Origin of the sequence: Streptomyces sp. NPDC053048 (assembly GCF_044547045.1) — a bacterium.
In the GTDB taxonomy this organism is placed as follows: Bacteria; Actinomycetota; Actinomycetes; order Streptomycetales; family Streptomycetaceae; genus Streptomyces.
This window is the reverse complement of the sequence record NZ_JBITZS010000011.1, coordinates 165,766-189,768: the sequence shown is the minus strand read 5'-3', so window position 1 is coordinate 189,768 and position 24,003 is coordinate 165,766. Positions and strand designations below refer to the sequence as shown.

Below are 24,003 nucleotides of genomic sequence, written 5' to 3'. Positions count from 1 at the left end.
GACGACCACCTTTTTCGACGAAAGGCACTGATGTGTACGCCCTGAATTTGGCGTCCGAAGGGGAGCTGGAGAACCCCCTTCTCCCGCCGATCCCAGAGCTCGTCATCGGCCTGGTCGCCTTCCTGATCGTCTTCGTCTTCCTCGGCAAGAAGCTTCTCCCGAACATCAACAAGGTTCTGGACGAGCGCCGTGCCGCCATCGAGGGCGGCATGGAGAAGGCCAAGGCCGCCCAGGACGAGGCGCAGCAGGTCCTCGAGGACTACCGGGCTCAGCTCGCCGACGCCCGCCACGAGGCCGCGCGTCTGCGCCAGGAGGCGCAGGAGCAGGGCGTCGCGCTGATCGCCGAGATGCGGTCCGAGGGCCAGCGGCAGCGTGAGGAGATCATCGCTGCCGGTCACGCCCAGATCGAGGCCGACCGCAAGGCCGCCGCGGCCACGCTGCGTCAGGACGTCGGCCAGCTGGCCATCGACCTGGCCGGCCGGATCGTCGGCGAGTCCCTCGCGGACTCCGCCCGCCAGAGCCGCACCATCGACCGCTTCCTCGACGCGCTCGAGAGCAAGCCGGCCGACGTGACGAAGGCCGAGGCCACCCGATGAGCGGAGCGAGCCGGGAGGCCCTGGCCTCCGCACGCGAGAGCCTCGACGCGCTGGCGGACAACACGTCCGTCGACGCCGCGAAGCTGGCCGAGGAGCTGGCCGCCGTCACGGCGCTGCTCGACCGCGAGGTGTCGCTGCGTCGGGTCCTGACCGACCCGGCGCAGTCCGGCGAGGCCAAGTCCGAGCTGGCCCGGCGTCTGCTGGGCGGCCAGGTGGGCGACGCGTGCGCCGACCTGGTGGCCGGCATGGTCCGCTCCCGCTGGTCGCGCTCGCGCGACCTGGTGGACGCGACCGAGGAGCTGGCCTCCGGCGCCGACCTGATCGCGGCCGAGCGCGCCGGCGACCTGGACGACGTCGAGGACGAGCTGTTCCGCTTCGGCCGGATCGTCACCTCCACCGCGGACCTGCGGGCCGCGCTGACCGACAAGGTCGCGGAGAAGTCCGCCAAGGCGGGCCTGCTGCGCGAGCTGCTGGGCGGCCGGGCCAACCCGGTCACCGAGCGCCTGGTCGTCCGGCTGGTGACCGCGCCGCGTGGCCGTAGCCTGGAAGGTGGGCTCAACGCCCTCTCCAAGCTGGCCGCCGACCGCCGCGACCGCATGGTCGCCGAGGTCACCTCCGCGGTGCCGCTGAGCGATCAGCAGAAGCAGCGCCTCGGTGACGCGCTCGCCAAGCTGTACGGACGGCGTGTCCACCTCAACCTGGACGTCGACCCCGAGGTCATCGGCGGCATCCAGGTGCGGATCGGCGACGAGGTCATCAACGGGACCATCGCGGACCGGCTCGCCGAGGCGGGCCGTCGGATGGCCGGCTGACCAGCCACCAACTCAAGAGCATGTACTGACGGCCCGAGTTGGGTCGACGGTGTCCTCTGGGGGCCCGCGGCAACCGCCGCGGGAGCAAGTCCCCAGACCCCCCAGAATTACTTCGGGCCCAACAAGGAGAGCAGGGAACCCAGATGGCGGAGCTCACGATCCGGCCGGAGGAGATCCGGGACGCACTGGAGAACTTTGTCCAGGCGTACAAGCCGGACGCGGCCTCGCGCGAGGAGGTCGGTACGGTCAGCGTTGCCGGCGACGGCATCGCGAAGGTCGAGGGTCTTCCCTCGGCCATGGCGAACGAGCTGCTGCGGTTCGAGGACGGAACCCTCGGTCTCGCCCTCAACCTCGAGGAGCGCGAGATCGGTGCGGTCGTCCTCGGCGAGTTCAGCGGCATCGAGGAGGGCCAGCCGGTGCAGCGCACCGGTGAGGTGCTCTCCGTCGCGGTCGGCGAGGGCTACCTCGGCCGCGTCGTCGACCCGCTGGGCAACCCGATCGACGGCCTCGGCGAGATCGCGACCGAGGGCCGCCGCGCCCTCGAACTGCAGGCCCCCGGCGTCATGGTCCGTAAGTCGGTCCACGAGCCGATGGAGACCGGCTACAAGGCCGTCGACGCGATGACCCCGGTCGGCCGTGGCCAGCGTCAGCTGATCATCGGTGACCGCCAGACCGGCAAGACCGCGCTGGCCGTCGACACGATCATCAACCAGCGCGACAACTGGCGCTCCGGCGACCCGAAGAAGCAGGTCCGCTGCATCTACGTCGCCGTCGGCCAGAAGGGCTCCACCATCGCGTCCGTGCGCGGCGCGCTGGAGGAGGCCGGCGCCCTGGAGTACACGACGATCGTCGCGGCTCCGGCGTCCGACCCGGCCGGCTTCAAGTACCTCGCCCCCTACACCGGCTCGGCCATCGGCCAGCACTGGATGTACCAGGGCAAGCACGTCCTGATCGTCTTCGACGACCTCTCGAAGCAGGCCGACGCCTACCGTGCCGTCTCCCTGCTGCTGCGCCGCCCGCCGGGCCGTGAGGCCTACCCGGGTGACGTCTTCTACCTGCACTCGCGTCTGCTGGAGCGCTGCGCCAAGCTCTCCGACGAGATGGGCGCCGGCTCGATGACGGGTCTGCCGATCGTCGAGACCAAGGCGAACGACGTGTCGGCGTTCATCCCGACCAACGTCATCTCCATCACCGACGGCCAGTGCTTCCTGGAGTCGGACCTGTTCAACGCCGGTCAGCGCCCCGCGCTGAACGTCGGTATCTCGGTCTCCCGTGTCGGTGGCTCCGCCCAGCACAAGGCCATGAAGCAGGTCTCCGGCCGCCTCCGTGTGGACCTCGCCCAGTTCCGTGAGCTCGAGGCGTTCGCCGCCTTCGGTTCCGACCTGGACGCGGCCTCCAAGGCCGCCCTGGAGCGCGGCAAGCGCATGGTCGAGCTGCTGAAGCAGGGCCAGTACGCCCCGTACTCCACCGAGGACCAGGTCGTCTCCATCTGGGCCGGCACCACCGGCAAGATGGACGACGTTCCGGTCGAGGACATCCGCCGCTTCGAGCGCGAGCTGCTGGACTACCTGCACCGCGAGCACAAGGGCCTGATGGACAGCATCCGCGAGGGCGGCAAGATGTCCGACGACACGCTGCAGTCCGTGGGCGACTCGATCGCGTCCTTCAAGCAGCAGTTCGAGACCTCGGACGGCAAGCTGCTGGGCGAGGGCTGAGCATGGGTGCCCAGCTCCGGGTCTACAAGAGGCGGATCAAGACCGTCTCCGCGACCAAGAAGATCACCAAGGCGATGGAGATGATCGCCGCCTCGCGCATCGTCAAGGCACAGCGCAAGGTGGCCGCGTCGACTCCGTACGCCAGTGAGCTCACCCGGGCAGTGACCGCGGTTGCCACCGGCTCCAACACCAAGCACGCCCTGACCACCGAGGTGGAGAACCCGACCCGGGCCGCGATCCTGCTCGTCACGAGCGACCGCGGTCTGGCCGGCGGCTACTCCGCCAACGCGATCAAGGCCGCCGGCCAGCTCACCGACCGCCTCAAGGCGGACGGCAAGGACGTCGTCACGTACATCGTCGGCCGCAAGGGCGTCGCGTACTACGGCTTCCGCGAGCTCCCGGTCGTCGACTCCTGGACGGGCTTCACCGACAGCCCGACCTACGCCGACGCCAAGCGGGTCGCCGGCCCCCTCATCGAGGCCGTCCTCACGGACACGGCCGAGGGCGGCGTGGACGAGCTGCACATCGTCTTCACGGAATTCGTGTCGATGATGACGCAGACGCCGGTCGACAAGCGGCTGCTGCCGCTGAGTCTCGCCGAGACATCTGCGGCTGACGCCGCGGGCACGGTCGAGGAGTCGGAGGTGGCTAAGGACAAGCTCCTGCCGCTCTACGACTTCGAGCCGTCGGACGAGGGTGTGCTCGACGCACTGCTCCCGCGGTATGTCGAGTCCCGGATCTACAACGCCCTGCTGCAGGCCGCCGCCTCCGAGCACGCGGCCCGCCGCCGGGCGATGAAGTCGGCGACCGACAACGCCGAAGAGCTCATCAAGTCGCTCACGCGGCTTGCCAACGCGGCCCGCCAGGCCGACATCACCCAGGAAATCAGCGAGATCGTCGGTGGCGCCAGCGCTCTGGCCGACGCGACCGCGGGGAGTGACCGATAAATGACCACCACTGTTGAGACGGCCACGGCGACGGGCCGCGTCGCGCGGGTCATCGGCCCGGTCGTCGACGTGGAGTTCCCCGTCGACGCCATGCCGGAGATCTACAACGCCCTGACCGTCGAGGTCTCCGACCCGGCCGAGGCCGGCAAGAAGAAGATCCTGACGCTCGAGGTCGCGCAGCACCTGGGCGAGGGCCTGGTGCGCGCCATCGCCATGGAGCCCACCGACGGCCTGGTCCGCCAGGCCGCCGTGACCGACACCGGCGACGGCATCACCGTCCCCGTCGGTGACGTCACCAAGGGCCGGGTGTTCAACACCCTGGGCAAGATCCTGAACGAGCCCGAGGCCGAGGCCGAGGTCACCGAGCGCTGGTCCATCCACCGCAAGGCCCCGGCGTTCGACCAGCTCGAGTCCAAGACCGAGATGTTCGAGACGGGTCTGAAGGTCGTCGACCTTCTCACCCCGTACGTCAAGGGCGGCAAGATCGGTCTGTTCGGTGGTGCCGGTGTCGGCAAGACCGTTCTGATCCAGGAAATGATCATGCGTGTGGCGAAGCTGCACGAGGGTGTTTCCGTGTTCGCCGGTGTCGGTGAGCGCACGCGTGAGGGCAACGACCTCATCGCGGAAATGGAAGAGTCCGGCGTTCTGGACAAGACCGCGCTGGTCTTCGGCCAGATGGACGAGCCCCCGGGCACCCGTCTGCGCGTCGCCCTGGCCGGTCTGACCATGGCGGAGTACTTCCGCGATGTGCAGAAGCAGGACGTGCTGTTCTTCATCGACAACATCTTCCGCTTCACCCAGGCCGGTTCCGAGGTCTCCACCCTGCTCGGCCGCATGCCGTCCGCGGTGGGTTACCAGCCGAACCTCGCCGACGAGATGGGCCTCCTCCAGGAGCGCATCACCTCGACCCGTGGTCACTCGATCACCTCCATGCAGGCGATCTACGTCCCCGCGGACGACCTGACCGACCCGGCCCCGGCGACGACCTTCGCCCACCTGGACGCCACGACCGTTCTGTCGCGTCCGATCTCGGAGAAGGGCATCTACCCGGCGGTGGACCCGCTGGACTCGACGTCCCGCATCCTGGACCCGCGCTACATCTCCCAGGACCACTACAACGCGGCCTCCCGCGTCAAGGGCATCCTGCAGAAGTACAAGGACCTCCAGGACATCATCGCGATCCTCGGTATCGACGAGCTGGGCGAAGAGGACAAGCTGGTCGTCCACCGCGCCCGTCGCGTCGAGCGCTTCCTGTCGCAGAACACCCACGCGGCGAAGCAGTTCACCGGTGTCGACGGTTCGGACGTTCCGCTGGACGAGTCCATCGCCGCGTTCAACGCGATCTGCGACGGTGAGTTCGACCACTTCCCGGAGCAGGCGTTCTTCATGTGCGGTGGCCTCGAGGACCTCAAGGCCAACGCCAAGGAGCTGGGCGTCTCCTGAGCCACGCGCTCTGACGGCCGGGGGCGGGGCTGCCCCGCCCCCGGTCCGTACGTCCCCTATTCTTTGACCCAACACCCGCCACACCCGGCGGGTGGAGACCCGAGGAGCCACGTTGGCTGCTGAGCTGCACGTCGAGCTGGTCGCGGCGGACCGAAGCGTCTGGTCCGGCGAGGCCACTCTGGTCATCGCGCGTACCACATCGGGTGACATCGGCGTCATGCCCGGCCACCAGCCGCTGCTCGGTGTGCTGGAGTCTGGCCCGGTGACCATCAAGACCGCCGAGGGCAATGTCGTCGCCGCGGTGCACGGCGGATTCATCTCGTTCGCGGACAACAAGCTCTCGCTGCTCGCCGAGATCGCGGAGCTCGCCGACGAGATCGACGTCGAGCGTGCCGAGCGGGCGCTCGAGCGTGCCAAGGCGGACGCCGACGCGGCCGCCGAGCGCCGCGCGGATGTCCGGCTGAAGGCGGTCACGGGCGTTCGCTAGCCCGCCTCCGCTTCGAGTACGACCCTCAGCCGCGGGCCGGCCTGGAACACTCCAGGGCGGTCCGCGGCTGAGGCAATAACGCAGGTGCAGTTCTAGTTGACGCGAGGAGGTCGGTGGAGATGGTCCTCGCTCTGCTCGTGAGCGGCATCGTCGTACTGCTGGTGCTGGTGGGGCTCTTCGTCTTCGGGCTGCGCAGACGGCTCATCCAGCGGTCCGGCGGCACCTTCGACTGCAGCCTGCGCTGGAACGTTCCCGAGGACGACCCCGAACCCGCCGGAAAGGGCTGGGTGTACGGGGTCGCTCGCTACAACGGTGACCGGATCGAGTGGTTCCGGGTCTTCTCGTACGCCCCCCGGCCGCGCCGGGTGCTGGAGCGCGACTCCATCGAGGTGCTGGAGCGGCGCACCCCGCAGGGCGAGGAGGAGCTGGCGCTGCTGTCGGACGCCACCGTGCTGGCCTGTCTGCACCGGGGCACGCGCCTGGAACTGGCGATGAGCGAGGACGCCCTGACGGGCTTCCTCGCCTGGCTGGAGGCCGCCCCGCCGGGGCAGCGCGTCAACGTCGCCTAGTGCCGTTCGGCCAGTCCGGCCTTTTCCCCGTGCCCCGGGTCTCCCTGACCCGGTTCTCCCTTCTCCGGCTCCTTGGGCTCCTTCGGCCAGATCGTGTAGCTCAGCGCGATGGCCACATTGATGCCGATCACGAACAGCATCTTGGTCTGCCAGTTCCGCAGCGAGCTGATGTCGCCCGAGTCGCCGACGTACCAGGCGGCCCCCTGCAGCAGCGCCATGGCGATCACCGCGGCCAGCACCCACTGGCCGGCCGTCTTCCACTCGTGCACCGTCCGGGCCATGCCGTACTTCGGCGGCTTGACCGGCGGCGGGCCCCCGGCGAAGCGGTGGGCGAAGCGCTGGTCGACCCACTTGATCATCGAGTGGCCGAGCGCCACCGAGAAGCCGATGTAGACGGCGGCCAGGCCGTGCTTCAGGCCCGGTGTGGCGCCGTTCTTCAGGTCGATCGCCGTGACGATCAGCAGCACCAGCTCCAGCAGGGGCTCCAGCAGCAGCACGGCGACTCCCGCCCGGGGCATCCGGGCCAGGTAGCGCAGGCTCAGCCCGGCGGCCAGCAGGAGCCAGAAGCCCACTTCACAGGCGACGATCAACGTGACGATCACGGGTCTCTCCCTTCCCTCCCCACCATCGTCACGGCCCTGACCGGCCATTTCGTCGTCGCGCGTAACGATCCCGGACTGCATCCTTCGATGTACCCGCGGCGGCGGGGAAGGCTCCGGCAGGTGACGACCGCACCCGCTCCCACGTGCTGAGATGGACCCATGCCGCTCCGTCTCCCGCTTCGTCCGCCCGACCGCGACGCCGTCCTCATCGCGCTCGCCGGGCTGCTCGGCGGCGTCCTGCTGTACGCGCTGGGGCTGCGCAGCGATCCCGCGTCGACGCTGCCGGGGCGGTTCGCGCTGGTCGCGCTCGTCGTCATGGCCGGGGCCGAGCTGGTGCGCCGCCATGCCCCGATGACGGCCCTGGCCATCGGGATGGGCGCGCTCGCGGTCGACGTGTGCGCGGGCAGCCTCGTGGCGAACGTCGCGATGTTCACGGACCTGGTCTACGCGGCGGTGCTCTACGGGCCGCCGGCCGCCTACCGGCTCATCCCGCGCGTCACCGAGGTGGTGACCGTGCTGGGCACCCTGATGGCCGTCGTGATCACCCAGCAGGCGACCGGGCTGCTGCTCGGCATGGGTCTGGGCGTCATCACCGTCGTCCCGGCCTGGACGGGCGTGGGCGTGCGCGTCCACCGGGACCGGGCCGAGGCCGCCCGGCTGGCGGCCGAGCGCACCGCGCTGCTGGCCGAGCTGGACCGGCGCGAGGCGGTGGTCGCCGAGCGCGCCCGGATGGCGCGCGAGCTGCACGACATGGTGGCCGGGCATCTGTCCGCCATCGCGATACATTCCTCCGCCGCCCTGTCGATCGACGAACCGGAGGCGTCCCGGGAGGCGCTGGGCGTCATCCGGGAGAACAGCGTCCAGGGGCTCGCCGAGATGCGCCGCCTGATCGGCCTGCTCAGGGACGCGGCCGGCCGGGACGAGCCCGCGCCCACCCCCACGCTCGCCGGGCTCGACGCGCTGCTGGAGCGGGCCCGCACCGCCGTGCGCGACGACCGCTTCTCCTTCGTCCTGAGCGACGGGCGGGGGCCGGGCCGGCTGCCCGCGCCGGTGGAGCTGGCGGCGTACCGCATCGTGCAGGAGTCGCTGACCAACGCGGTCAAGCATGCGGCGCCGGGCGTGGTGAGAGTGGAGCTGGCCCGGGAGCCCGGGGCGCTCGAGGTACGGGTGGTCAGTCCGCTCGGCGACCGGTCGGGGCCGCGCGCCCCGGGGGCCGGGGCGGGGCTCACCGGCATGCGCGAGCGCGTGGCGCTGCTGGGCGGGGAACTGCTGGCCGGTCCGGTGGCGGGTGACGGCAAGGTGTGGGAAGTGCGGGCCCGACTGCCCGTGGACGAGGAGGAGAAACGATGATCCGGGTCGTTGTCGCCGAGGACCAGGCCGCCGTGCGGTCGGGCCTGGTGCTCATTCTGCGCTCGGCGACGGGCGTCGAGGTCGTCGGGGAGGCGGGCGACGGCGAGGAGGCCGTGCGGCTGGCCCGCGAGCTGCGGCCGGACCTGGTGCTGATGGACGTGCAGATGCCGCGCCTGGACGGGGTGTCCGCCACCCGGCAGATCACCGCCGAGCAGCTCGCCGATGTGCTGGTGCTGACCACGTTCGACCTGGACGAGTACGTCTTCGGGGCGTTGCGGGCGGGCGCGGCGGGCTTCCTGCTCAAGGACAGCGAGGCGGCGGACCTGGTGGCGGCGGTGCGGACGGTGGCGCGGGGCGAGGGGCTGATCTCCCCGGCGGTCACGCGCCGGCTGATCGCCGAGTTCGCGCGGCCCGGTCCCGCCCGTACGCCCGGCGGGCCGGACGCGGCGGTGCTGGACGCGCTGACGCGGCGCGAGCGGGAGGTGCTGGCCCAGGTGGGGGAGGGGCTGTCGAACGCGGAGATCGGGGCGCGCCTGGGGATGGCGGAGGCGACGGTCAAGACGCACGTCAGCCGGTTGCTGGGGAAGCTGGAGCTGCGCAGCCGGGTACAGGCGGCGGTGCTGGCACGGGAGTTGGGTCTGGTCCAGACCTCTTGACCATTGGTACGGACCTTCTTACGCTCCCCTCACAAGCGCACCCCCACCGACGCACACCCCCACAACGGCAACCCCACGCACCAGCGCAACGGCACCCCCCACCCTGTCCGGATCTCACTCGGGGAGACCCCCTTGAGCCGCTTGAGCACAGGAACCTCGGGACGACACAGACGCCTCATACCCACCGCCCTGGTGACGGCCTTCGCCGCGCTGCTCATACCCGCCGCCACCCTGGCCGGCCCGGCGGGCCCGGCCCACGCCGCGCCCGCCGGCCCCTCGGCCACGGCGACCTTCGTCAAGACCTCCGACTGGGGAACCGGCTTCCAGGCCGAATGGACGGTGAAGAACACCGGCACCACCGCCATCAACGGCTGGACCGTGGAGTGGGACTTCCCCTCCGGCACCACGGTCGCCTCCTTCTGGGACGCCCTGGTCACCGGCTCCGGCACGCACTACACCGCGAAGAACCGCGAGTACAACGGCACTGTCCCGCCCGGCGGGGCCGTCCGCTTCGGCTTCGTCGCCTCGGGCGACGGCGAGCCCTCCGGCTGCCGGCTCGACGGCGGCGCCTGCGACGGCTCCCCGCCGGCCGACGCCCCGCCGGGCGCGCCGGGCAGGCCCACGTCGACGGCCGTGACCGAGAACTCCGTCTCCCTGAAGTGGACGGCCGCCACGGACGACAAGGGCGTCAAGAACTACGACGTCTACCGGGGCAAGACGAAGGTGGCCACCGTCGCCAAACTCGCCTGGACCGACACCGGGCTGACGGCGGGCACCGACTACTCCTACACGGTCGTCGCCCGCGACAGTGCCGACCAGACCGGGCCCGCGAGCCCGGCGCTGACCGTGCGCACCACCGGCGGTGGCAGCGAGCCGCAGCCGGGCGGGGAGCCGGTGAAGGCCGGCTACTTCGTGCAGTGGGGCATCTACGGCCGCGGCTACACCGTGAAGTCCCTCGACACCACGGGCGCCGCCGGCAAGCTCACGCACATCAACTACTCGTTCTCCAACATCGACCCCGTCAACCTCACCTGCCTGAACGGCGTCACCAAGGCCACCAGCCCCAACCCCCAGGACCCCAACCAGGGCGACGGCGCCGGTGACGCCTGGGCCGACTACGAGAAGGGCTTCGGCGCCGGCGAGTCCGTCGACGGGGTGGGCGACACCTGGGACCAGAAGCTGGCGGGCAACTTCAACCAGCTGCGCAAGCTCAAGGCCAAGTACCCCAGGCTCAAGGTGAACATGTCCATCGGCGGCTGGACGTACAGCAAGTACTTCTCGGACGTCGCCCGGACCGACGCCTCGCGGCAGAAGTTCGTCAAGTCCTGCATCGACATGTACATCAAGGGCGACCTGCCGACGACCGGCGGGCGCGGCGGCGCGGGCGTCGCCGCCGGGATCTTCGACGGCTTCGACATCGACTGGGAGTGGCCGGGCGCCGAGGGCCACGCCGGCAACCACGTCTCGAAGGACGACAAGGCCAACAACACCCTGCTGTTCGCCGAGTTCCGCAGGCAGCTCGACGCGCTGAGCACCACCACGGGCCGGAAGTACCTGCTCACCGCCTTCACCCCGGCGGACCCCGCCAAGATCGAGGCCGGCTGGGACATCACCACCAAGGACGGCACGCCCAGCGTCCTGGACTCCATGGACTTCGCCAACGTCCAGGGCTACGACTTCCACGGCTCCGGCAGCGACAACAGCTGGGAGCCCAACCGCACCGGCCACCAGGGCAACCTCTACCAGGACGCCAAGGACCCTTACACCACCAAGTTCAGCGTGGAGACGACCGTGCGGACGTACCTGGACGCGGGCGTCGACCCCCGCAAGGTCGTGGTGGGCCTGGCCTTCTACGGCCGGGGCTGGCAGCAGGTCGCCGACGGCGGCGAACGCGGCGCCTGGCAGCCGGCCGGCGGCGCGGCCCCCGGCCAGTTCCCCGAGGAAGCCGGAACGCGTGGCTACGACAACCTCATGGCGTCGGTGCCGAACCTGACGGTGCACCACGACGAGGCGGCCGTCGCCACGTACGGCTACACCGGCGACAAGGGCCAGTGGTGGACGTTCGACGACGCGTGGTCCATCGGCAAGAAGACCGCCTGGCTGAAGTCCAAGGGCCTCGGAGGCGTCATGATCTGGGAGATGTCCGGTGACCGCGGCACGCTGATGAACGCGGTCGTCAGCGGCCTGGGCTAGCGCCCGCCCCGAAACGACCGGGGAGACGGAGCGGCCCCCCGTCTCCCCGGTCTTCCCTACGTGGTCTCAGCGGTTCTCGCCCGGCACCCAGAGGATGTCGCCCCGCTCCTTGTTCGCCGTGCGGGCCAGGATGAACAGCAGGTCCGACAGGCGGTTGAGGTAGGTCGCCGTCAGGTGGTTCATGATGTCGCCGTGCATCTCCAGCGCCGCCCACGTGGAGCGCTCCGCGCGGCGGACGACCGTGCAGGCCTGGTGCAGCAGGGCGGCGCCGGGTGTGCCGCCGGGGAGGATGAAGCTGCGGAGCTTCTCCAGGTCGGCCAGGAAGTGGTCGCAGTCCGCCTCGAGCTTGTCGATGTAGGACTGCTCGACCCGCAGCGGCGGGTGTTCCGGCTCCTCCACGACGGGGGTGGCCAGGTCGGCGCCCACGTCGAAGAGGTCGTTCTGGACCCGTACCAGCACCTTGACGACGTCCGCCGGCAGCTGTCCCAGCGCGATGGCCACCCCGATCGCGGCGTTCGCCTCGTTCGCGTCGGCGTACGCCGCGATCCGGGTGTCGGTCTTCACGGTCCGGCTCATGTCGCCGAGGGCGGTCGTGCCGTCGTCGCCGGTGCGGGTGTAGATGCGCGTCAGATTGACCATGCCTACGAGCCTAGGCCCCGGCCCGCCGGAAGTACCGTGTGCCCGCCGTCACCGAGACGGCCATCAGCGATACGGCGGCCACCGTGCCCGTCAGCAGCGCCGGTGCGGTGTAGTCGCCGGTGAAGGCGGCGCGCACGGCGTCCACCAGGTAGCGCAGCGGCATCACGTGCGAGAGGGCGTCCAGCCAGCCGGGGGCCAGGGACATCGGCAGCAGCAGCCCGGAGAGCAGCATCGAGGGCATGGTGAGGGCGTTGACGACGGGGGCGAAGACGCGCGGGGCGGCGATCCTCATGGCCAGCGCGTAGGACAGCGACGCCAGGGACAGCGACAGGGCCGCGGTGAAGGCGAAGCCGATGAGGACGCCGGGCAGCGGGGCGCGCAGGCCCATCGCCAGGGCGACGAGGACGAGCAGCGCGGCCTGGAAGAGCAGCAGCGTGGTGTCCATCAGCACCCTGCCCAGCAGCAGGGCGAGCCGGCTGACCGGCGTCACCCGCATCCGCTCGACCACGCCGTTCTGCCTCTCGGCGACCAGCCCGAGCCCGGCGAACGTCGAGCCGAACAGTCCGAGTTGGAGCAGCAGGCCCGGCACCAGGACCTGCCAGGAGCTGCCCGCGCCGCCGAGCGGCATGCCGGTGAGCAGGGGGCCGTAGAGGACGAGGTAGAGCGCGGGCATGAGCGCGCCGAAGGTCATGGCGGGCTTCGAGCGCAGGGTCTGGCGGGCGTAGCGGCCGTAGACGATGGCGGTGTCGGAGAGGAGAGGCATCGGTGTCCGCTTTCTAGACGGCGACGGGCGCCGGGACCTGGGGCGCGGCGGTGCGCCCGGTGATGGCGAGGAAGGCGTCCTGCAGGGTGGCGCCGGGGGAGCCTGCGTAGCGGGCCTTGAGGCCGGCCGGGGTGCCCTCGGCGACGACCGTTCCCCGGTCGACCACGACCAGGCGGTCGGCGAGCGCGTCGGCCTCGTCGAGGTAGTGGGTGGTGAGGAGGACGGTCGTGTCCCACTCGGAGCGGATGCGGCGGACGAGGTCCCACAGGTCCGCGCGGCTGCCGGGGTCGAGGCCGGTGGTGGGTTCGTCGAGGAAGAGCACCTCGGGGCGGTGGGTGAGGGCCATGGCGAGGTCGAGGCGGCGCCGCTGCCCGCCGGAGAGCGCGCCGCAGGGCCGCTCGAGCAGTTCGGTCAGGCCGAGTTCGCCGGCCAGTTCCGCGGCGCGCGCCTCGGCGGCGGGCCGGCGCAGGCGGTAGAGGCGGCCCTGGGTGACGAGTTCCTCGCGGACCGACACGGCCGGGTCCGTGCCCCCGGACTGGGCGACGTAGCCGGTCCGCCGGCGCACGCCGGCGGGGTCGCGGACGAGGTCGTGGCCGGCGACGGCCGCGGTGCCGCCGGTGGGGGCGAGGAGCGTGGTGAGCATGCGCAGGGTGGTCGACTTGCCCGCCCCGTTGGGGCCGAGGAAGCCGAGGATCTCGCCGCGCCGGACGGCCAGGTCGATGCCGCGCACGGCGTCGACGGGCCCGCGCGGGGTGGTGAAGGTCCGGGTCAGCCCGGAGGCGCTGATGCTGAGGGGAGCCGGTGCGTCCATGCCGCAAGAAAAACAGAGTCGCTTAAATTTTGCAATGACTCCAAATTTTCATGGAGCCCAGCGAAGCTACGATGAGGCCATGACCGAAGGACTCAGGGAACGGAAGAAGCGGCAGACCAGGCAGCACATCTCGGATGTGGCGACCGGCCTGTTCCTGGAGCGCGGCTTCGACGCCGTCACCATCGCGGAGATCGCGAAGGCGGCGGACGTATCGGTCAATACCGTCTACAACTACTTTCCGGCGAAGGAAGACCTCTTCCTCGACCGCGAGCACGACGCCGTCGAGTGGCTGGCCACTGTCGTCCGTGGCCGCCCCGCCGGTGAGTCGGCCGCCGACGCCGTGCTGCGCTCACTGCGCGCCGAGGCGGTGGCCGTCTCGCCGCGCCTCGGCCTCATCGACGGCTACGACCGCTTCCTGCGCGTCATCGGCGAGTCGCAGGCGCTGCGCTCCCGCCTGCTGGACATGCACCGCAGGGCCACCGAATCGCTGACCGCCGTCCTGGCTCAGGAGGCGGGCGCGGAGGGGGAGGGTGACGGCGGGCTGATGCCGGCCCTGGTGGCCAGTCAGCTGGGCTGGGTGCAGGGGCACGTCGTGGAGTTCATCCAGCACGAGATGGTGGCGGGGCGCACGGCCGCCGGGACCTCGCGGGCGGCGCTCGTCCTGCTGGACGAGATCGAGGGCCTGTTGAGCGAGCGGCTGCGCGGCTACGCCCGGCGGCTCGTCCTGTGATCAGTGGGGCTCGAGTGGCTCAACTGCACCGTGGGGCACGGCGTCCGGCCGTCTCAGTGTGACGTCCGTCATTCGGGACGTGACGCGCATCTCTTCCTGCCCAACGGCGCGCCGACGGGCGCTAATCTCCGGGCGGAGAGCCGTAGATGAACAGGTACATGCACAGGGAGTAAGGGGACAGTCGTGGCCAAGAAGCTCGCCGTCATCGGCGCCGGACTGATGGGCTCCGGGATCGCGCAGGTCTCTGCCCAGGCCGGATGGGACGTCGTGCTGCGGGATGTCACCGACGCGGCGCTGCGCCGGGGTACGGACGGCATCAAGGCCTCGTACGAGAAGTTCGTCGCCAAGGGCAAGCTGGAGGCCGGTGCCGCCGAGCAGGCGCTGGCGCGGATCACCACGACCACCGACCTCGACGGGGCCGCCGACGCGGACATCGTGGTCGAGGCCGTCTTCGAGGACATCGACACCAAGCGGGACATCTTCCGCGCCCTCGACACGCTGGTGAAGGACGAGACGGTCCTCGCCTCCAACACCTCCGCCATCCCGATCACCAAGATCGCGGCCGCCACCTCGCGCCCGGAGCGCGTCGTCGGCACGCACTTCTTCTCGCCCGTGCCCATGATGCAGCTGTGCGAGCTGGTGCGCGGCTACAAGACGAGCGACGAAACGCTCGCCAAGGCCCGTGAGTTCGCCGAGGGCGTCGGGAAGACCTGCATCGTCGTCAACCGGGACGTCGCGGGCTTCGTCACCACCCGTCTGATCTCGGCGCTCGTCGTCGAGGCGGCCAAGCTCTACGAGTCCGGGGTGGCCAGCGCCGAGGACATCGACATCGCCTGCAAGCTGGGCTTCGGCCACGCGATGGGCCCCCTGGCCACCGCCGACCTCACCGGCATCGACATCCTCATGCACGCCACCGGCAACATCTACACCGAGTGCCAGGACGAGAAGTTCGCCCCGCCGGAGATCATGCGCCGCATGGTCGACGCCGGCGACCTCGGCCGCAAGAGCGGTCAGGGCTTTTACCAGCACTGACGGGCCGACAGCTACAAAGTTCACCCTCCAGGGTGAACTTTGTATCGGTTCGCTTACAAGCGGCAACTTTGTGGTGTGAGAGGCAGTCAGTTCTTTAGAGCCACAACCACATCAGGCACCACTCCCGGGAGCGCATATGCACATCAGGGGCGATCACGCCGAACTGGTCGTCGGGGGCCGCCTCGACGTCCGCAGCGCGGCGGACGCCCGTACGGTCCTGCACTCCGCCCTCGACGGCGGCCGGGGCGACCTCGTCCTCGACCTGACCGAGCTGGACTCCTGGGACGCCACCGGGCTCGGCGTCATCATGGGCGCCCACCGCCGCGCCGGGCGCACCGGCCGGCGGCTCGTCCTGCGCGGGGTGCCGGACCGGATGCAGCGCCTCCTGGTGGCCACCCGGCTGCACCGCATCCTCGCCATCGAGGAGGAGGACCGGCGGCGCCCCCTGCCGCGCGTCTGACCTCTCCCGTGGACACACCACGCCCCTGCCCGTGGGGCGCGTGAACACGGGGCGCCGGGCGGGCCCGGTGAGCCCCCTGAGACACGAGTACCCCGATCCTCATGAGACTGTGACGTCCCATGGCGCCGTGGCACCCTCCCGGTCGTAGATACTGTGCCAAGGTCTGTTCGGTTTCCCGCCGCCTACGAAAGCCCACGGCGGGCACCGGACCGGAATCGACGGCACGGGCAGCGCCCGGCCGGAGGTCGAAGGAGTGCGGACAGGCCGGAGGGCACGACGGCACGCCACGCATCTTGGGGGCTCTGAACCATGGACCCGACGAACCGGGAACCCGAGGAATTCCACGACGACGAGCAGGCTCCCGCCGGACCGGGTGCCGCGCAGCGCTCGCCGCGTGAGTCCGCCCCGGCCCCGGAGGCCCCTGCCGCCCAGGGCCCCGTGCGCGTCGTCCAGCTCGTCACCGGCGACTACCTCCTCACGGTCAACCCCGTCGACGGCAGCGAAATAGAGCCCTGCCCGCCCGGCGCCCTGCCCGCCAGACCCGAGCGCCACGGCCCCGAGCAGCGCGCCGACCTGCGCCGCGCCGCCGCGCCCCCGCCGCCCGCCCGCCAGGCCGGGCCCCACCTGCCCCTCCTGCACCGCACCGAGGAGCGCGAGCGCCTGGGCCGCCTGCTCTCGCGCGGCCGCTCGGTCCGGCTGACCGGCCCCTCCGGCTCCGGGCGCAGCGTCCTGCTGGACGCCGTCGCCGAGGACTGCGCGGACCTCGCGCCCGACGGCGTCGTCCGCCTGAGCGGCTACCGCCGCACGCCCACCGACCTGCTCCACGACCTGTTCGCCGCCGTCCACCACGCGCCGCTGCACCGCCTGGACCGCGGCGAGCTGCTGGCGGCCGTCCACGAGATCGGCGCGGTCGTCGTCCTGGACGACCTCGAGTTCGGCGGCAGCGCGCTCGACGAACTCCTCGACGCCACCCCCGAGTGCGCGTTCCTGCTCGCCGCCACCCCCGACGTCGCCGCGCCCTCCACCGACTCGCACGTGGAGGAGGTCTTCCTCGGCGGACTCGACCGCACCGGCTGCCTGGAGCTGCTCGAGCTGGCCGTCGACCGCCCGCTCACCGACGCCGAGGCCGACTGGGCCGCCGACCTGTGGTTCGAGTCCGAGGGCCTGCCGCTGCGCTTCGTCCAGGCCGGCGCGCTGCTGCGGCTGGGGACCGGGCAGGCGCCCGGATCCACGGCCGTCGACGAGTTCGGCGTCTTCGCCGAGCGGCCGTACGCGGCGGCCGCCGCCGAGGGCGAGGGGGAGGGCGACGGGCGCGAGGCACCGCTGCCCACGCTCGCCCAGGCCGCGGCCCCCGCCGCGCTGCTCGCCTCCCGCCTGGACGAGGCCGCCCGCGACGCCCTGCGCTTCGCCGTCGCGCTCGGCGGTGAACTGCCCCACCAGGCGCACCTGCCCGCGCTGGCCGGCGACACCCACGCGGACGCCGCCGTCGGCGAACTCCTCGCCTGCGGCCTGATCAGCCCCGCCGGCGCCCACTACCGGCTGGCGGCGGGCGTCGCCGAGCAGCTCCTCGCCGAGGGCTACGGCGACGAGGCCGCCGACCGGGCGCACGCCGCCGCCCAGCACTACGCCTGGTGGGCCGGCCACCCCTCCGTCACCCCCGAGCGGATCGCCACCGAGGCCGACGCGATCCTCGCCGCGCTGAGCGCCCTGATCGCCGGCGGCGAGCCCGCGCACCGGGCGGCCGCCGTGCTGCTGGCCCGCACCGCGGCCCCGGCGTTCGCGGCGGCGCTGCACTGGGGCGCCTGGGAACGCGGCCTGCGCGCCGGCCAGGAGGCCGCGCGGCTGGCCGGGGAGGTCGGCGAAGAAGCGTATTTCCACCACGAGTTGGGCGTCCTCGCGCTGTGCACCGGCAACCTCGACCGGGCCCGCGCGCAACTGGAGGCCTCCATCGGACTGCGCGGTGTCCTCGCGGACAAGCGCGGCGCGGTCGCCGGCCGCCGGGCGCTCGCCCTCGTGGCCGATCGCTCGGGCCTGGCGATGGGCGCCCGCCATCTGCCGGGCACGGGCCCGGCCCGCGGCGCCTCCGCCGGGGTGCCGCCGCTGCCCCCGCTGCCCGGCAGCACGCCCTCCGGCGAGGAGGTGCCGGATGCCCGCAGCGAGGAGTCCGCCGCGCCCCCCGCCAAGCCGGCCCCGGCACGCCCCGCACGTCACCGGGACGACGCCACCACCACGATCGTCAGCCGGATCCCCGCGTCCGGTCCGGCGGGGGCCCCGGCCGCCGCCGTCCCGCCGGTGCCGCCGCGGCCCGTGCCGGTACCGCAGCGCGGTGCGGCGGCCCGGCAGTCGTGGGCGCAGAAGCTCATGGCGGGCGGCAACCGGCGCAATCTCCTCGCGGCGGGCGCGGGCGCCCTCCTCGCCGCCGTGCTCGGCACCGTCGTCACCCTCGGCGCTACCACCGGCGGCGAGGACGGCGGCCACTCGGACACGGTCAAGCCCGGCCAGTCGGCGTCCCAGCAGGACGGCGACGGCGGGATGAGCGCGGACGAACCGGCGGCCGGCGAGAGCGGACACCCGCAGGTCCCGGGCCGCCGGGACCGGCCGGGCCAGACCACCGGGCCCAGCGGGACACCCACTTCGCCCGGCGCGTCCGGCAGCGCCTCGCCGTCCGCCTCCGGCAGCGGCGGCCCGGCCACGCAGTCGCCCACGCCCGGCCGCCCGTCGCAGAGCCCCACCCGCTCGCCCGGCGGTGGCGAGAGCCCGAAGCCCACGCCGCCCACGCCGACGAAGACGGGGGACGACAAGCCCCCGACGACGTCCCCGCAGCCGCCGACCACCGCGCCGCAGTCCCCGACGGGCGCCGGCTCCAACTCGGCGAGCGGCCCCGCCCCCGGCGGCACCGCCACGGGCGGCGGCAGCGGCAGCGGCACCCCGGTCGCCTAGTCGACGCCGCCGCGCACGACGCGAAAGAGGGCCTGTACTCACCGTACGGGCCCTCTTACCGCATGCAGTTGAACGCCCGGGACGAGCCCGGCGCGCCGGATCAGAACAGGCGCAGCTTGTCGTCCTCGATGCCGCGCATGGCGTCGTAGTCCAGGACGACGCAGCCGATGCCGCGGTCGGTGGCCAGCACCCGGGCCTGGGGCTTGATCTCCTGGGCGGCGAAGATGCCGCGCACGGGCGCCAGGTGCGGGTCGCGGTTGAGGAGCTCCAGGTAGCGGGTGAGCTGCTCCACGCCGTCGATCTCGCCGCGCCGCTTGAGCTCCACGGCCACCGTCGCGCCGTCCGCGTCACGGCAGAGGATGTCCACCGGGCCGATGGCCGTGGGGTATTCGCGGCGGATGAGGCTGTAGCCCTCGCCCAGGGTCTCGATGCGGTCCGCGAGGAGCTCCTGGAGGTGGGCCTCCACACCGTCCTTGATCAGGCCGGGGTCCACGCCGAGCTCGTGCGAGGAGTCGTGCAGGACCTCCTCCATGGTGATGATGAGCTTCTCGCCCGCCTTGTTGATCACCGTCCATACGCCGTCGTCCTCTTTGAGGGTGCACGGCGGCGACATCCAGTTCAGGGGCTTGTAGGCCCTGTCGTCGGCGTGGATCGAGACGCTGCCGTCCGCCTTGACCAGGATCAGACGAGGGGCGGAGGGCAGGTGGGCGGTGAGCCGGCCCGCGTAGTCCACGGAGCAACGGGCGATGACGAGACGCATGGTGAGCCACGCTACTCGACTCCTGCCACTTCACGCGATTCGCCCTGGAAGGGCCCCTCGGGCTTTGGCCAGTTGTCCGCGTTCTCCTGGTGGGGCAGCAGTGGCCGGATTACCGTTGAAGCGGGCGGTCGCCGTACGGGCACAGGGCGTCGTCGTCCGCTCGCCCATCCCTGAGACCCCGTTCCGCGGGGTCGCGAGAGGAGAACCCCATGTCGCTCGACGTCTCACCGGCCCTCCTCGAACAGGCCGAGCGAGGCGAGGTCGACGAAGCCGATTTCGTCGACTGCGTCCGGACCTCCCTGCCCTACGCATGGGAGATGATCAGCTCCCTGGTGGACCGGCTCAAGGTCGAAGGCGGACAGTTCGCCGACAACCGGACGCCCCCGCCGGACGAGCAGGCGCGCGGCCAGCTGCTGCGCGCCCTGGCGAGTGACGCGATCCGGGGTGCGCTGCAGCGGCACTTCGGGGTCCGCCTGGCGTTCCAGAACTGCCACCGGGTGGCGGTCTTCCCGGTCGACTCCTCGGTGGACGAGCGCCTGGCCCGTTTCACCTCGGTGCGGGGCCAGCTGCTGAACCAGTCGCCGGAGCTCCGGGACTGCTGACGCGTCCTTGTGCTGCCGCTCCGAGTGGGGGAGGGAGAACGGGGGCGGCAGCTCCGCCGGGGCCTGTGCCCGGTGGATCGCGGGGCGGCGGATCACACCAGCAGCGGCAGCACTTCCGCACCGAGCCGGCGGAGGTTGTCCTCGGTGGCCGCGAGATCGCCGGAGCCCTCGGCGAGCAGCGCGAAGCGGTTGATGCCCGTCCGCTCGCGGGTGGCCGAGAGGCGGTCCGCGCACAGCTGCGGCGAGCCCACGGGGTGCAGTTCGCACAGCAGCTCCGTGTACGCCAGCGGGTCGCGCATCCTGCGGACCCGGCCGTCGACGGTCACATGGGCCGAGAGCCCGTGGTGCAGCCAGCCCGGCATCGCCTTGAGCAGCGTCTCCCTGGCCTCCTGGCAGCGGTCGGCGATCTGCACGACGCCGGCCGCGACATGGCCGGCCGCCGCCACCTCCTCCGGCGAACTGCCCGCCTCCAGCGCGCACTTGCGCCACAGGGCGACCATCTCCGCCTTCTCCTCGTCCTCGCTGTGCATGCCCAGCAGCATCGGCAGCCCGTGCGCCGCCGCCAGCCGCACGCTCGCGGGCGAAGTGCAGGCGACGATCACCCCGGGGCCCGCTGAGTCCAGCAGTTCGTCGGGGCGGGGCACGACCGGCACCTCGCGGAAGGCGAACCGCTCCCCGGCGCTGCCCACCCGGGGCTCCCGCAGCCAGCGCATCAGCAATTCGAGCGACTCGGGGAACCCCTCTTCGTACGCCCCCAGGCCTGAGTTGAAGACCTCCAGATCGACCCACGGCCCGCCCCGGCCCACTCCGAGAGTGAACCTTCCGCCGGACGTGAGGTGCAGCAACGCCGCCTGCTCGCCCAGCGCCACGGGGTGTGCGGTGGGCAGTACGCTGACGGCCGTGCCCACTTCGAGCGTGCGGGTGCGGCCGAGCAGCAGGGCGGCGAGGGTCACCGCGGACGGGCACACCCCGTACGGCACGAAGTGGTGCTCGGCCAGCCAGACGGCGTCCAGCCCGGCCTCCTCGGCGACCTCCGCCGAGCGGACGGCCCGGTACAGCGCCTCCCCGTGCCCCTGACCGGGGAACTGGGCGGCCAGGACAAATGCTCCAACGCGCATCGCTCTTGTTCCTCCTAGCGACCGACGCGGCATCCCCCTGGAGGCAATAACGGCTGACACGTGCCAAAGGTACGGCCGTGCGTGAAGTTTTCATGATGATCGGAGTTCGGGCGGCACAGCGTCGGGGGACGCCGGACCACGGTGGTGACCATGACGCGTAGGCTGGTCACGACCCGTAGCCCCAGACCCACCGAGGTGCCCCGTGTCCCCGCGCCGAAACCGCCCGCGAGGCGGGACCGACCGACAGTCCCCCCTCCCGCGCGACGACAGCGGCGCACGGTACGGACTCGAGCGCACCGAGAACTGGCAGGGCGAGGACTGGGCGGTCCGCATGATCGGCGGCGGCTCGGCGGCGAAGCACTACCGCTGCCCCGGCTGCGACCAGGAGATCCCCCCGGGGGTGCCGCACCTGGTGGCCTGGCCGCAGTTCGGCGGCGGCGTGGACGACCGGCGGCACTGGCACAAGTCCTGCTGGAACGCGAAGGACCGCCGGAGCGCGCGGCTCCAGCGGTCCCGTAACGCGCCGAGGTACTGACTCCGGCCGGGGTCAGGCGTCGCGCCTGGCCAGCGAGGCGTACGCGCCGGCCAGTGCCACGGCCGCCACGCCCAGCATGATCCACAGCGGATCCCAGCCGGTGGGTCCGTCCGCGAGGCGGTCGGCCCCGGTGGCGTAGAAGGCCGAGAGCTGCATGGGGATCGAGTACTCGATGAGCGCCTTGCGGACGTCCGAGAGGGCTTCGCCCATCATGAACAGCGACAGCACCATCGGCAGCAGGATCACGCCCAGCATCACGGTGATCGACCCGGCGGAGTGCCGCAGCAGGGTGCCCACGGCCAGGCCCAGCAGGCCGAGCGTGGCCACGTACAGGCTCACGCCGAGCGTCGCCCGCAGCCAGACATCCGCGTCCGGCTGGAAGGTGGTGCGGTCGCTCAGCAGCGCCGAGTCCACCATCGCGATCAGCCCGGTGCACACCAGGGTGATCACGAAGGCCAGCAGGAAGAAGACGACGGCCTTGGCCGCCAGCACCCGGCCGCGGCTGGGGCACGCGGTCAGCGTGGTGCGGATCATGCCGGTGCCGTACTCGGAGGAGATGGTCAGCACGCCGAGCGTGACCACGCAGATGATGCCGAGCAGCACGCCGAAGAACCCGAGCGACAGCGGCGAGGAGTTGTTGAGCTCGCCGTCGCCCGCGCCGGCGACGACGGCCGCCGTCAGGAAGCCGATGCCGACGATGAGCAGGACCATGACGCCCAGCGTCCACATCGTCGACCGCACCGAGCGGATCTTGGTCCACTCCGCGGCGAGCGCGTCGGTGAGCGTGGCCTTGCGGATCGGGATGTGCGAGACGTAGCCGGCCGAGGGCGCCTGGCCGGGCCAGTAGCCGGGCTGCTGCGACGGCTGGGCGTGCTGCGGCTGCTGCGGCTGGTGGGTCTGCGGGGCCTGCTGTGCGTATGCGGGCGCGGGCGCGGGTGCGGCCGCCGGCGCCTGCGGCGGGACCTGCGGGGCGTTCTGCGGGGGCGCGGGGGGCTGCTGCGGGGTGGTCATCGGGCGTCCTCGCTGTCGCGCTTGGTGAGGTCGGCGGGCACGCCCTGCGGCGCGGGCCCGGTGGGCGGGGGAGTGGGGGCGGGTGCGGCGGGCTGCTGTGCGTAGGGGTTCGGCTGCTCGCCCGGCAGGACGGGATAGGCCTGCTCGGCCCAGCCCTGCGGCACCGCGGCGGGCTGCTGCTGCCAGCCGCCCTGGACGGGCGGCGGGGGCAGCAGGCCCGCGCGCTGGTCCAGGGTGGAGCGGTAGTCGACCGCGCCCTGCGTCATGCGCATGTAGGCCTCCTCCAGGGAGGCCTGGTGCGGGGAGAGCTCCCACAGGCGGGTGTCCGCCTCGTGGGCGAGGTCACTGATCCGGGGCAGGGGCAGGCCCGTCACGCGCAGGGCACCGTCCGGCTCGGCCAGGACCTGGCCGCCGGCCGCGACCAGTGCCGCCGTGAGCTTCTCGCGCGCCTCCGGCTCGCCCTCGGGGGTGCGCACGCGCGCGAAGTCCGCGGAGTTCGCGGAGATGAAGTCCTTGACGCTCATGTCGGCCATGAGCTGCCCGCGCCCGATGACGATCAGGTGGTCGGCGGTCAGCGCCATCTCGCTCATCAGGTGCGAGGAGACGAAGACGGTACGGCCCTCGGCCGCCAGCTGCTTCATCAGGTTGCGGACCCAGAGGATGCCCTCGGGGTCGAGGCCGTTGACCGGCTCGTCGAAGAGCAGCACCTGCGGGTCGCCGAGCAGTGCGGCGGCGATGCCCAGGCGCTGGCCCATGCCGAGGGAGAAGCCCTTGGAGCGCTTGCGGGCCACGTTCTGCAGGCCGACGACGCCCAGCACCTCGTCCACGCGGGCGGCCGGGATGCCGGAGAGCTGGGCGAGGGAGAGCAGGTGGTTGCGGGCGCTGCGGCCGCCGTGCACGGCCTTGGCGTCGAGCAGGGCGCCGACCTGGCGCGGGGCGTTGGGCAGCTTGTGGAAGGGCCGGCCGCCGATCGTCACCTGCCCGGCGGAGGGCATGTCCAGGCCGAGGATCATGCGCATCGTCGTCGACTTGCCGGAGCCGTTGGGCCCGAGGAAGCCGGTGACGGCGCCGGGCCGCACCTGGAAGTTCAGGTTGTGCACGGCCGTCTTGGCGCCGTAGCGCTTCGTCAGGCCGACTGCCTCGATCATTCTCCGCCCCTCGCGAGCTCCGGTCAGGGCGTGCGCCCCCGTAAGGGTTAGGAGGATAGACGAGAGGTTGACGGTTCCCGATAT

24 protein-coding genes are annotated in these 24,003 nt (G+C 71.9%); 16 read left to right on the top strand and 8 right to left on the bottom strand.

All coding sequences use genetic code 11. The features are described from left to right. The first annotated feature begins 32 nt into the window (after positions 1-32). The 7 genes from ACIG36_RS28525 (at position 33) to ACIG36_RS28495 (ending at position 6,569) form a co-directional block, all read left to right on the top strand. On the top strand, positions 33-596 hold the full coding sequence (locus tag ACIG36_RS28525; RefSeq protein WP_399933816.1) for a F0F1 ATP synthase subunit B: 564 nt from the start codon (positions 33-35) through the stop codon (positions 594-596). Next, the gene (locus tag ACIG36_RS28520; protein WP_399933814.1) at positions 593-1,408 is read left to right on the top strand and encodes a F0F1 ATP synthase subunit delta; all 816 of its coding nucleotides are present in this window, start codon (positions 593-595) and stop codon (positions 1,406-1,408) included. Before ACIG36_RS28525 ends, ACIG36_RS28520 begins: the two co-directional genes overlap by 4 nt. 143 nt (positions 1,409-1,551) lie before the next feature. After that, complete coding sequence (gene atpA, locus ACIG36_RS28515) at positions 1,552-3,123, top strand: F0F1 ATP synthase subunit alpha (RefSeq protein WP_399933811.1); 1,572 nt, start codon at positions 1,552-1,554, stop codon at positions 3,121-3,123. A 2-nt stretch (positions 3,124-3,125) separates the two neighbouring features. Further along, positions 3,126-4,070 carry a F0F1 ATP synthase subunit gamma gene (locus ACIG36_RS28510; RefSeq protein ID WP_399933808.1) on the top strand — a complete coding sequence of 315 codons (945 nt, stop codon included), beginning with the start codon at positions 3,126-3,128 and terminating at the stop codon, positions 4,068-4,070. Beyond that, entirely contained in the window at positions 4,071-5,513 is a 1,443-nt protein-coding gene (gene atpD / locus ACIG36_RS28505) for a F0F1 ATP synthase subunit beta (protein ID WP_399933805.1), read from the top strand. Positions 5,514-5,625: 112 nt separating this feature from the next. After that, positions 5,626-6,000, top strand: coding sequence for a F0F1 ATP synthase subunit epsilon (locus ACIG36_RS28500; RefSeq protein ID WP_399933803.1), 375 nt, complete (start codon positions 5,626-5,628; stop codon positions 5,998-6,000). Positions 6,001-6,119: 119 nt separating this feature from the next. Further along, entirely contained in the window at positions 6,120-6,569 is a 450-nt protein-coding gene (locus tag ACIG36_RS28495; RefSeq protein ID WP_399933799.1) for a DUF2550 domain-containing protein, read from the top strand. On the opposite strand, the gene ACIG36_RS28490 is transcribed toward ACIG36_RS28495, so the two are convergent. After that, on the bottom strand, positions 6,566-7,171 hold the full coding sequence (locus ACIG36_RS28490) for a hypothetical protein (RefSeq protein WP_399933796.1): 606 nt from the start codon (positions 7,169-7,171) through the stop codon (positions 6,566-6,568). The genes ACIG36_RS28495 and ACIG36_RS28490 overlap by 4 nt on opposite strands. A gap of 159 nt (positions 7,172-7,330) precedes the next feature. Here ACIG36_RS28490 and ACIG36_RS28485 point away from each other — a divergent pair, with 159 nt between their 5' ends. From ACIG36_RS28485 to ACIG36_RS28475, 3 genes are all read left to right on the top strand, one after another. Then, positions 7,331-8,521 carry a sensor histidine kinase gene (locus ACIG36_RS28485; protein WP_399933793.1) on the top strand — a complete coding sequence of 397 codons (1,191 nt, stop codon included), beginning with the start codon at positions 7,331-7,333 and terminating at the stop codon, positions 8,519-8,521. Continuing rightward, positions 8,518-9,177 (top strand): response regulator, encoded by a 660-nt coding sequence (locus tag ACIG36_RS28480; RefSeq protein WP_399933790.1) that lies wholly within the window; start codon positions 8,518-8,520, stop codon positions 9,175-9,177. Before ACIG36_RS28485 ends, ACIG36_RS28480 begins: the two co-directional genes overlap by 4 nt. Positions 9,178-9,318: 141 nt before the next feature. Continuing rightward, entirely contained in the window at positions 9,319-11,370 is a 2,052-nt protein-coding gene (locus ACIG36_RS28475) for a glycosyl hydrolase family 18 protein (RefSeq protein ID WP_399933788.1), read from the top strand. Positions 11,371-11,436: 66 nt separating this feature from the next. Here ACIG36_RS28475 and ACIG36_RS28470 read toward each other — a convergent pair whose 3' ends face one another. The 3 genes from ACIG36_RS28470 to ACIG36_RS28460 are packed head-to-tail and all read right to left on the bottom strand — an operon-like array spanning position 11,437 to position 13,583. Then, positions 11,437-12,009 (bottom strand): cob(I)yrinic acid a,c-diamide adenosyltransferase, encoded by a 573-nt coding sequence (locus ACIG36_RS28470; RefSeq protein WP_399933786.1) that lies wholly within the window; start codon positions 12,007-12,009, stop codon positions 11,437-11,439. Positions 12,010-12,019: 10 nt separating this feature from the next. Next, on the bottom strand, positions 12,020-12,772 hold the full coding sequence (locus ACIG36_RS28465) for an ABC transporter permease (protein ID WP_399933783.1): 753 nt from the start codon (positions 12,770-12,772) through the stop codon (positions 12,020-12,022). A 13-nt stretch (positions 12,773-12,785) separates the two neighbouring features. Beyond that, positions 12,786-13,583 (bottom strand): ABC transporter ATP-binding protein, encoded by a 798-nt coding sequence (locus ACIG36_RS28460; RefSeq protein WP_399933781.1) that lies wholly within the window; start codon positions 13,581-13,583, stop codon positions 12,786-12,788. A gap of 79 nt (positions 13,584-13,662) precedes the next feature. On the opposite strand from ACIG36_RS28460, the gene ACIG36_RS28455 reads away from it, so the two are divergent. The 4 genes from ACIG36_RS28455 to ACIG36_RS28440 all read left to right on the top strand — a co-directional run bounded on the left by ACIG36_RS28455 (position 13,663) and on the right by ACIG36_RS28440 (position 18,745). Then, complete coding sequence (locus tag ACIG36_RS28455) at positions 13,663-14,313, top strand: TetR/AcrR family transcriptional regulator (RefSeq protein ID WP_399933778.1); 651 nt, start codon at positions 13,663-13,665, stop codon at positions 14,311-14,313. Positions 14,314-14,496: 183 nt separating this feature from the next. Next, the gene (locus ACIG36_RS28450) at positions 14,497-15,345 is read left to right on the top strand and encodes a 3-hydroxyacyl-CoA dehydrogenase family protein (RefSeq protein WP_399933776.1); all 849 of its coding nucleotides are present in this window, start codon (positions 14,497-14,499) and stop codon (positions 15,343-15,345) included. Between the two features lie 136 nt (positions 15,346-15,481). After that, positions 15,482-15,805 carry an STAS domain-containing protein gene (locus ACIG36_RS28445; protein WP_399933773.1) on the top strand — a complete coding sequence of 108 codons (324 nt, stop codon included), beginning with the start codon at positions 15,482-15,484 and terminating at the stop codon, positions 15,803-15,805. A 309-nt stretch (positions 15,806-16,114) separates the two neighbouring features. Beyond that, positions 16,115-18,745 carry an ATP-binding protein gene (locus ACIG36_RS28440; RefSeq protein ID WP_399933770.1) on the top strand — a complete coding sequence of 877 codons (2,631 nt, stop codon included), beginning with the start codon at positions 16,115-16,117 and terminating at the stop codon, positions 18,743-18,745. Between the two features lie 100 nt (positions 18,746-18,845). Here the strand turns inward: ACIG36_RS28440 and nucS are convergent, their stop codons facing one another. Next, the gene (gene nucS / locus ACIG36_RS28435) at positions 18,846-19,505 is read right to left on the bottom strand and encodes an endonuclease NucS (protein WP_399933768.1); all 660 of its coding nucleotides are present in this window, start codon (positions 19,503-19,505) and stop codon (positions 18,846-18,848) included. 209 nt (positions 19,506-19,714) lie between these two features. Here nucS and ACIG36_RS28430 point away from each other — a divergent pair, with 209 nt between their 5' ends. Further along, the gene (locus ACIG36_RS28430) at positions 19,715-20,107 is read left to right on the top strand and encodes an SCO5389 family protein (protein ID WP_399933765.1); all 393 of its coding nucleotides are present in this window, start codon (positions 19,715-19,717) and stop codon (positions 20,105-20,107) included. Positions 20,108-20,199: 92 nt separating this feature from the next. Here the strand turns inward: ACIG36_RS28430 and ACIG36_RS28425 are convergent, their stop codons facing one another. Beyond that, positions 20,200-21,225, bottom strand: a complete 1,026-nt coding sequence (locus tag ACIG36_RS28425; protein WP_399933763.1) for an LLM class flavin-dependent oxidoreductase — start codon at positions 21,223-21,225, stop codon at positions 20,200-20,202. 202 nt (positions 21,226-21,427) lie between these two features. Here ACIG36_RS28425 and ACIG36_RS28420 point away from each other — a divergent pair, with 202 nt between their 5' ends. Beyond that, positions 21,428-21,760 carry an ATP/GTP-binding protein gene (locus ACIG36_RS28420; protein WP_399933760.1) on the top strand — a complete coding sequence of 111 codons (333 nt, stop codon included), beginning with the start codon at positions 21,428-21,430 and terminating at the stop codon, positions 21,758-21,760. Between the two features lie 12 nt (positions 21,761-21,772). On the opposite strand, the gene ACIG36_RS28415 is transcribed toward ACIG36_RS28420, so the two are convergent. Both ACIG36_RS28415 and ACIG36_RS28410 read right to left on the bottom strand, forming a co-directional pair. Continuing rightward, positions 21,773-22,771: an ABC transporter permease subunit gene (locus ACIG36_RS28415; RefSeq protein WP_399933757.1), complete on the bottom strand. Its 999-nt coding sequence runs from the start codon at positions 22,769-22,771 to the stop codon at positions 21,773-21,775. Further along, positions 22,768-23,919 carry an ABC transporter ATP-binding protein gene (locus ACIG36_RS28410; protein ID WP_399933755.1) on the bottom strand — a complete coding sequence of 384 codons (1,152 nt, stop codon included), beginning with the start codon at positions 23,917-23,919 and terminating at the stop codon, positions 22,768-22,770. The genes ACIG36_RS28415 and ACIG36_RS28410 overlap by 4 nt, the downstream gene beginning before the upstream one ends. Between the last annotated feature and the right edge of the window lie 84 nt (positions 23,920-24,003).

What these genes read in the sequence shown, in the direction of transcription:
- ACIG36_RS28415 (WP_399933757.1), bottom strand. Translation starts at nt 22,771, where the DNA reads ATGACCACCCCGCAGCAGCCCCCCGCGCCCCCGCAGAACGCCCCGCAG.
- nucS (WP_399933768.1), bottom strand. Translation starts at nt 19,505, where the DNA reads ATGCGTCTCGTCATCGCCCGTTGCTCCGTGGACTACGCGGGCCGGCTC.
- ACIG36_RS28410 (WP_399933755.1), bottom strand. Translation starts at nt 23,919, where the DNA reads ATGATCGAGGCAGTCGGCCTGACGAAGCGCTACGGCGCCAAGACGGCC.
- ACIG36_RS28510 (WP_399933808.1), top strand. Translation starts at nt 3,126, where the DNA reads ATGGGTGCCCAGCTCCGGGTCTACAAGAGGCGGATCAAGACCGTCTCC.
- ACIG36_RS28485 (WP_399933793.1), top strand. Translation starts at nt 7,331, where the DNA reads ATGCCGCTCCGTCTCCCGCTTCGTCCGCCCGACCGCGACGCCGTCCTC.
- ACIG36_RS28520 (WP_399933814.1), top strand. Translation starts at nt 593, where the DNA reads ATGAGCGGAGCGAGCCGGGAGGCCCTGGCCTCCGCACGCGAGAGCCTC.
- ACIG36_RS28445 (WP_399933773.1), top strand. Translation starts at nt 15,482, where the DNA reads ATGCACATCAGGGGCGATCACGCCGAACTGGTCGTCGGGGGCCGCCTC.
- ACIG36_RS28465 (WP_399933783.1), bottom strand. Translation starts at nt 12,772, where the DNA reads ATGCCTCTCCTCTCCGACACCGCCATCGTCTACGGCCGCTACGCCCGC.
- atpD (WP_399933805.1), top strand. Translation starts at nt 4,071, where the DNA reads ATGACCACCACTGTTGAGACGGCCACGGCGACGGGCCGCGTCGCGCGG.
- ACIG36_RS28425 (WP_399933763.1), bottom strand. Translation starts at nt 21,225, where the DNA reads ATGCGCGTTGGAGCATTTGTCCTGGCCGCCCAGTTCCCCGGTCAGGGG.
- atpA (WP_399933811.1), top strand. Translation starts at nt 1,552, where the DNA reads ATGGCGGAGCTCACGATCCGGCCGGAGGAGATCCGGGACGCACTGGAG.
- ACIG36_RS28455 (WP_399933778.1), top strand. Translation starts at nt 13,663, where the DNA reads ATGACCGAAGGACTCAGGGAACGGAAGAAGCGGCAGACCAGGCAGCAC.
- ACIG36_RS28440 (WP_399933770.1), top strand. Translation starts at nt 16,115, where the DNA reads ATGGACCCGACGAACCGGGAACCCGAGGAATTCCACGACGACGAGCAG.
- ACIG36_RS28480 (WP_399933790.1), top strand. Translation starts at nt 8,518, where the DNA reads ATGATCCGGGTCGTTGTCGCCGAGGACCAGGCCGCCGTGCGGTCGGGC.
- ACIG36_RS28460 (WP_399933781.1), bottom strand. Translation starts at nt 13,583, where the DNA reads ATGGACGCACCGGCTCCCCTCAGCATCAGCGCCTCCGGGCTGACCCGG.
- ACIG36_RS28470 (WP_399933786.1), bottom strand. Translation starts at nt 12,009, where the DNA reads ATGGTCAATCTGACGCGCATCTACACCCGCACCGGCGACGACGGCACG.
- ACIG36_RS28430 (WP_399933765.1), top strand. Translation starts at nt 19,715, where the DNA reads ATGTCGCTCGACGTCTCACCGGCCCTCCTCGAACAGGCCGAGCGAGGC.
- ACIG36_RS28495 (WP_399933799.1), top strand. Translation starts at nt 6,120, where the DNA reads ATGGTCCTCGCTCTGCTCGTGAGCGGCATCGTCGTACTGCTGGTGCTG.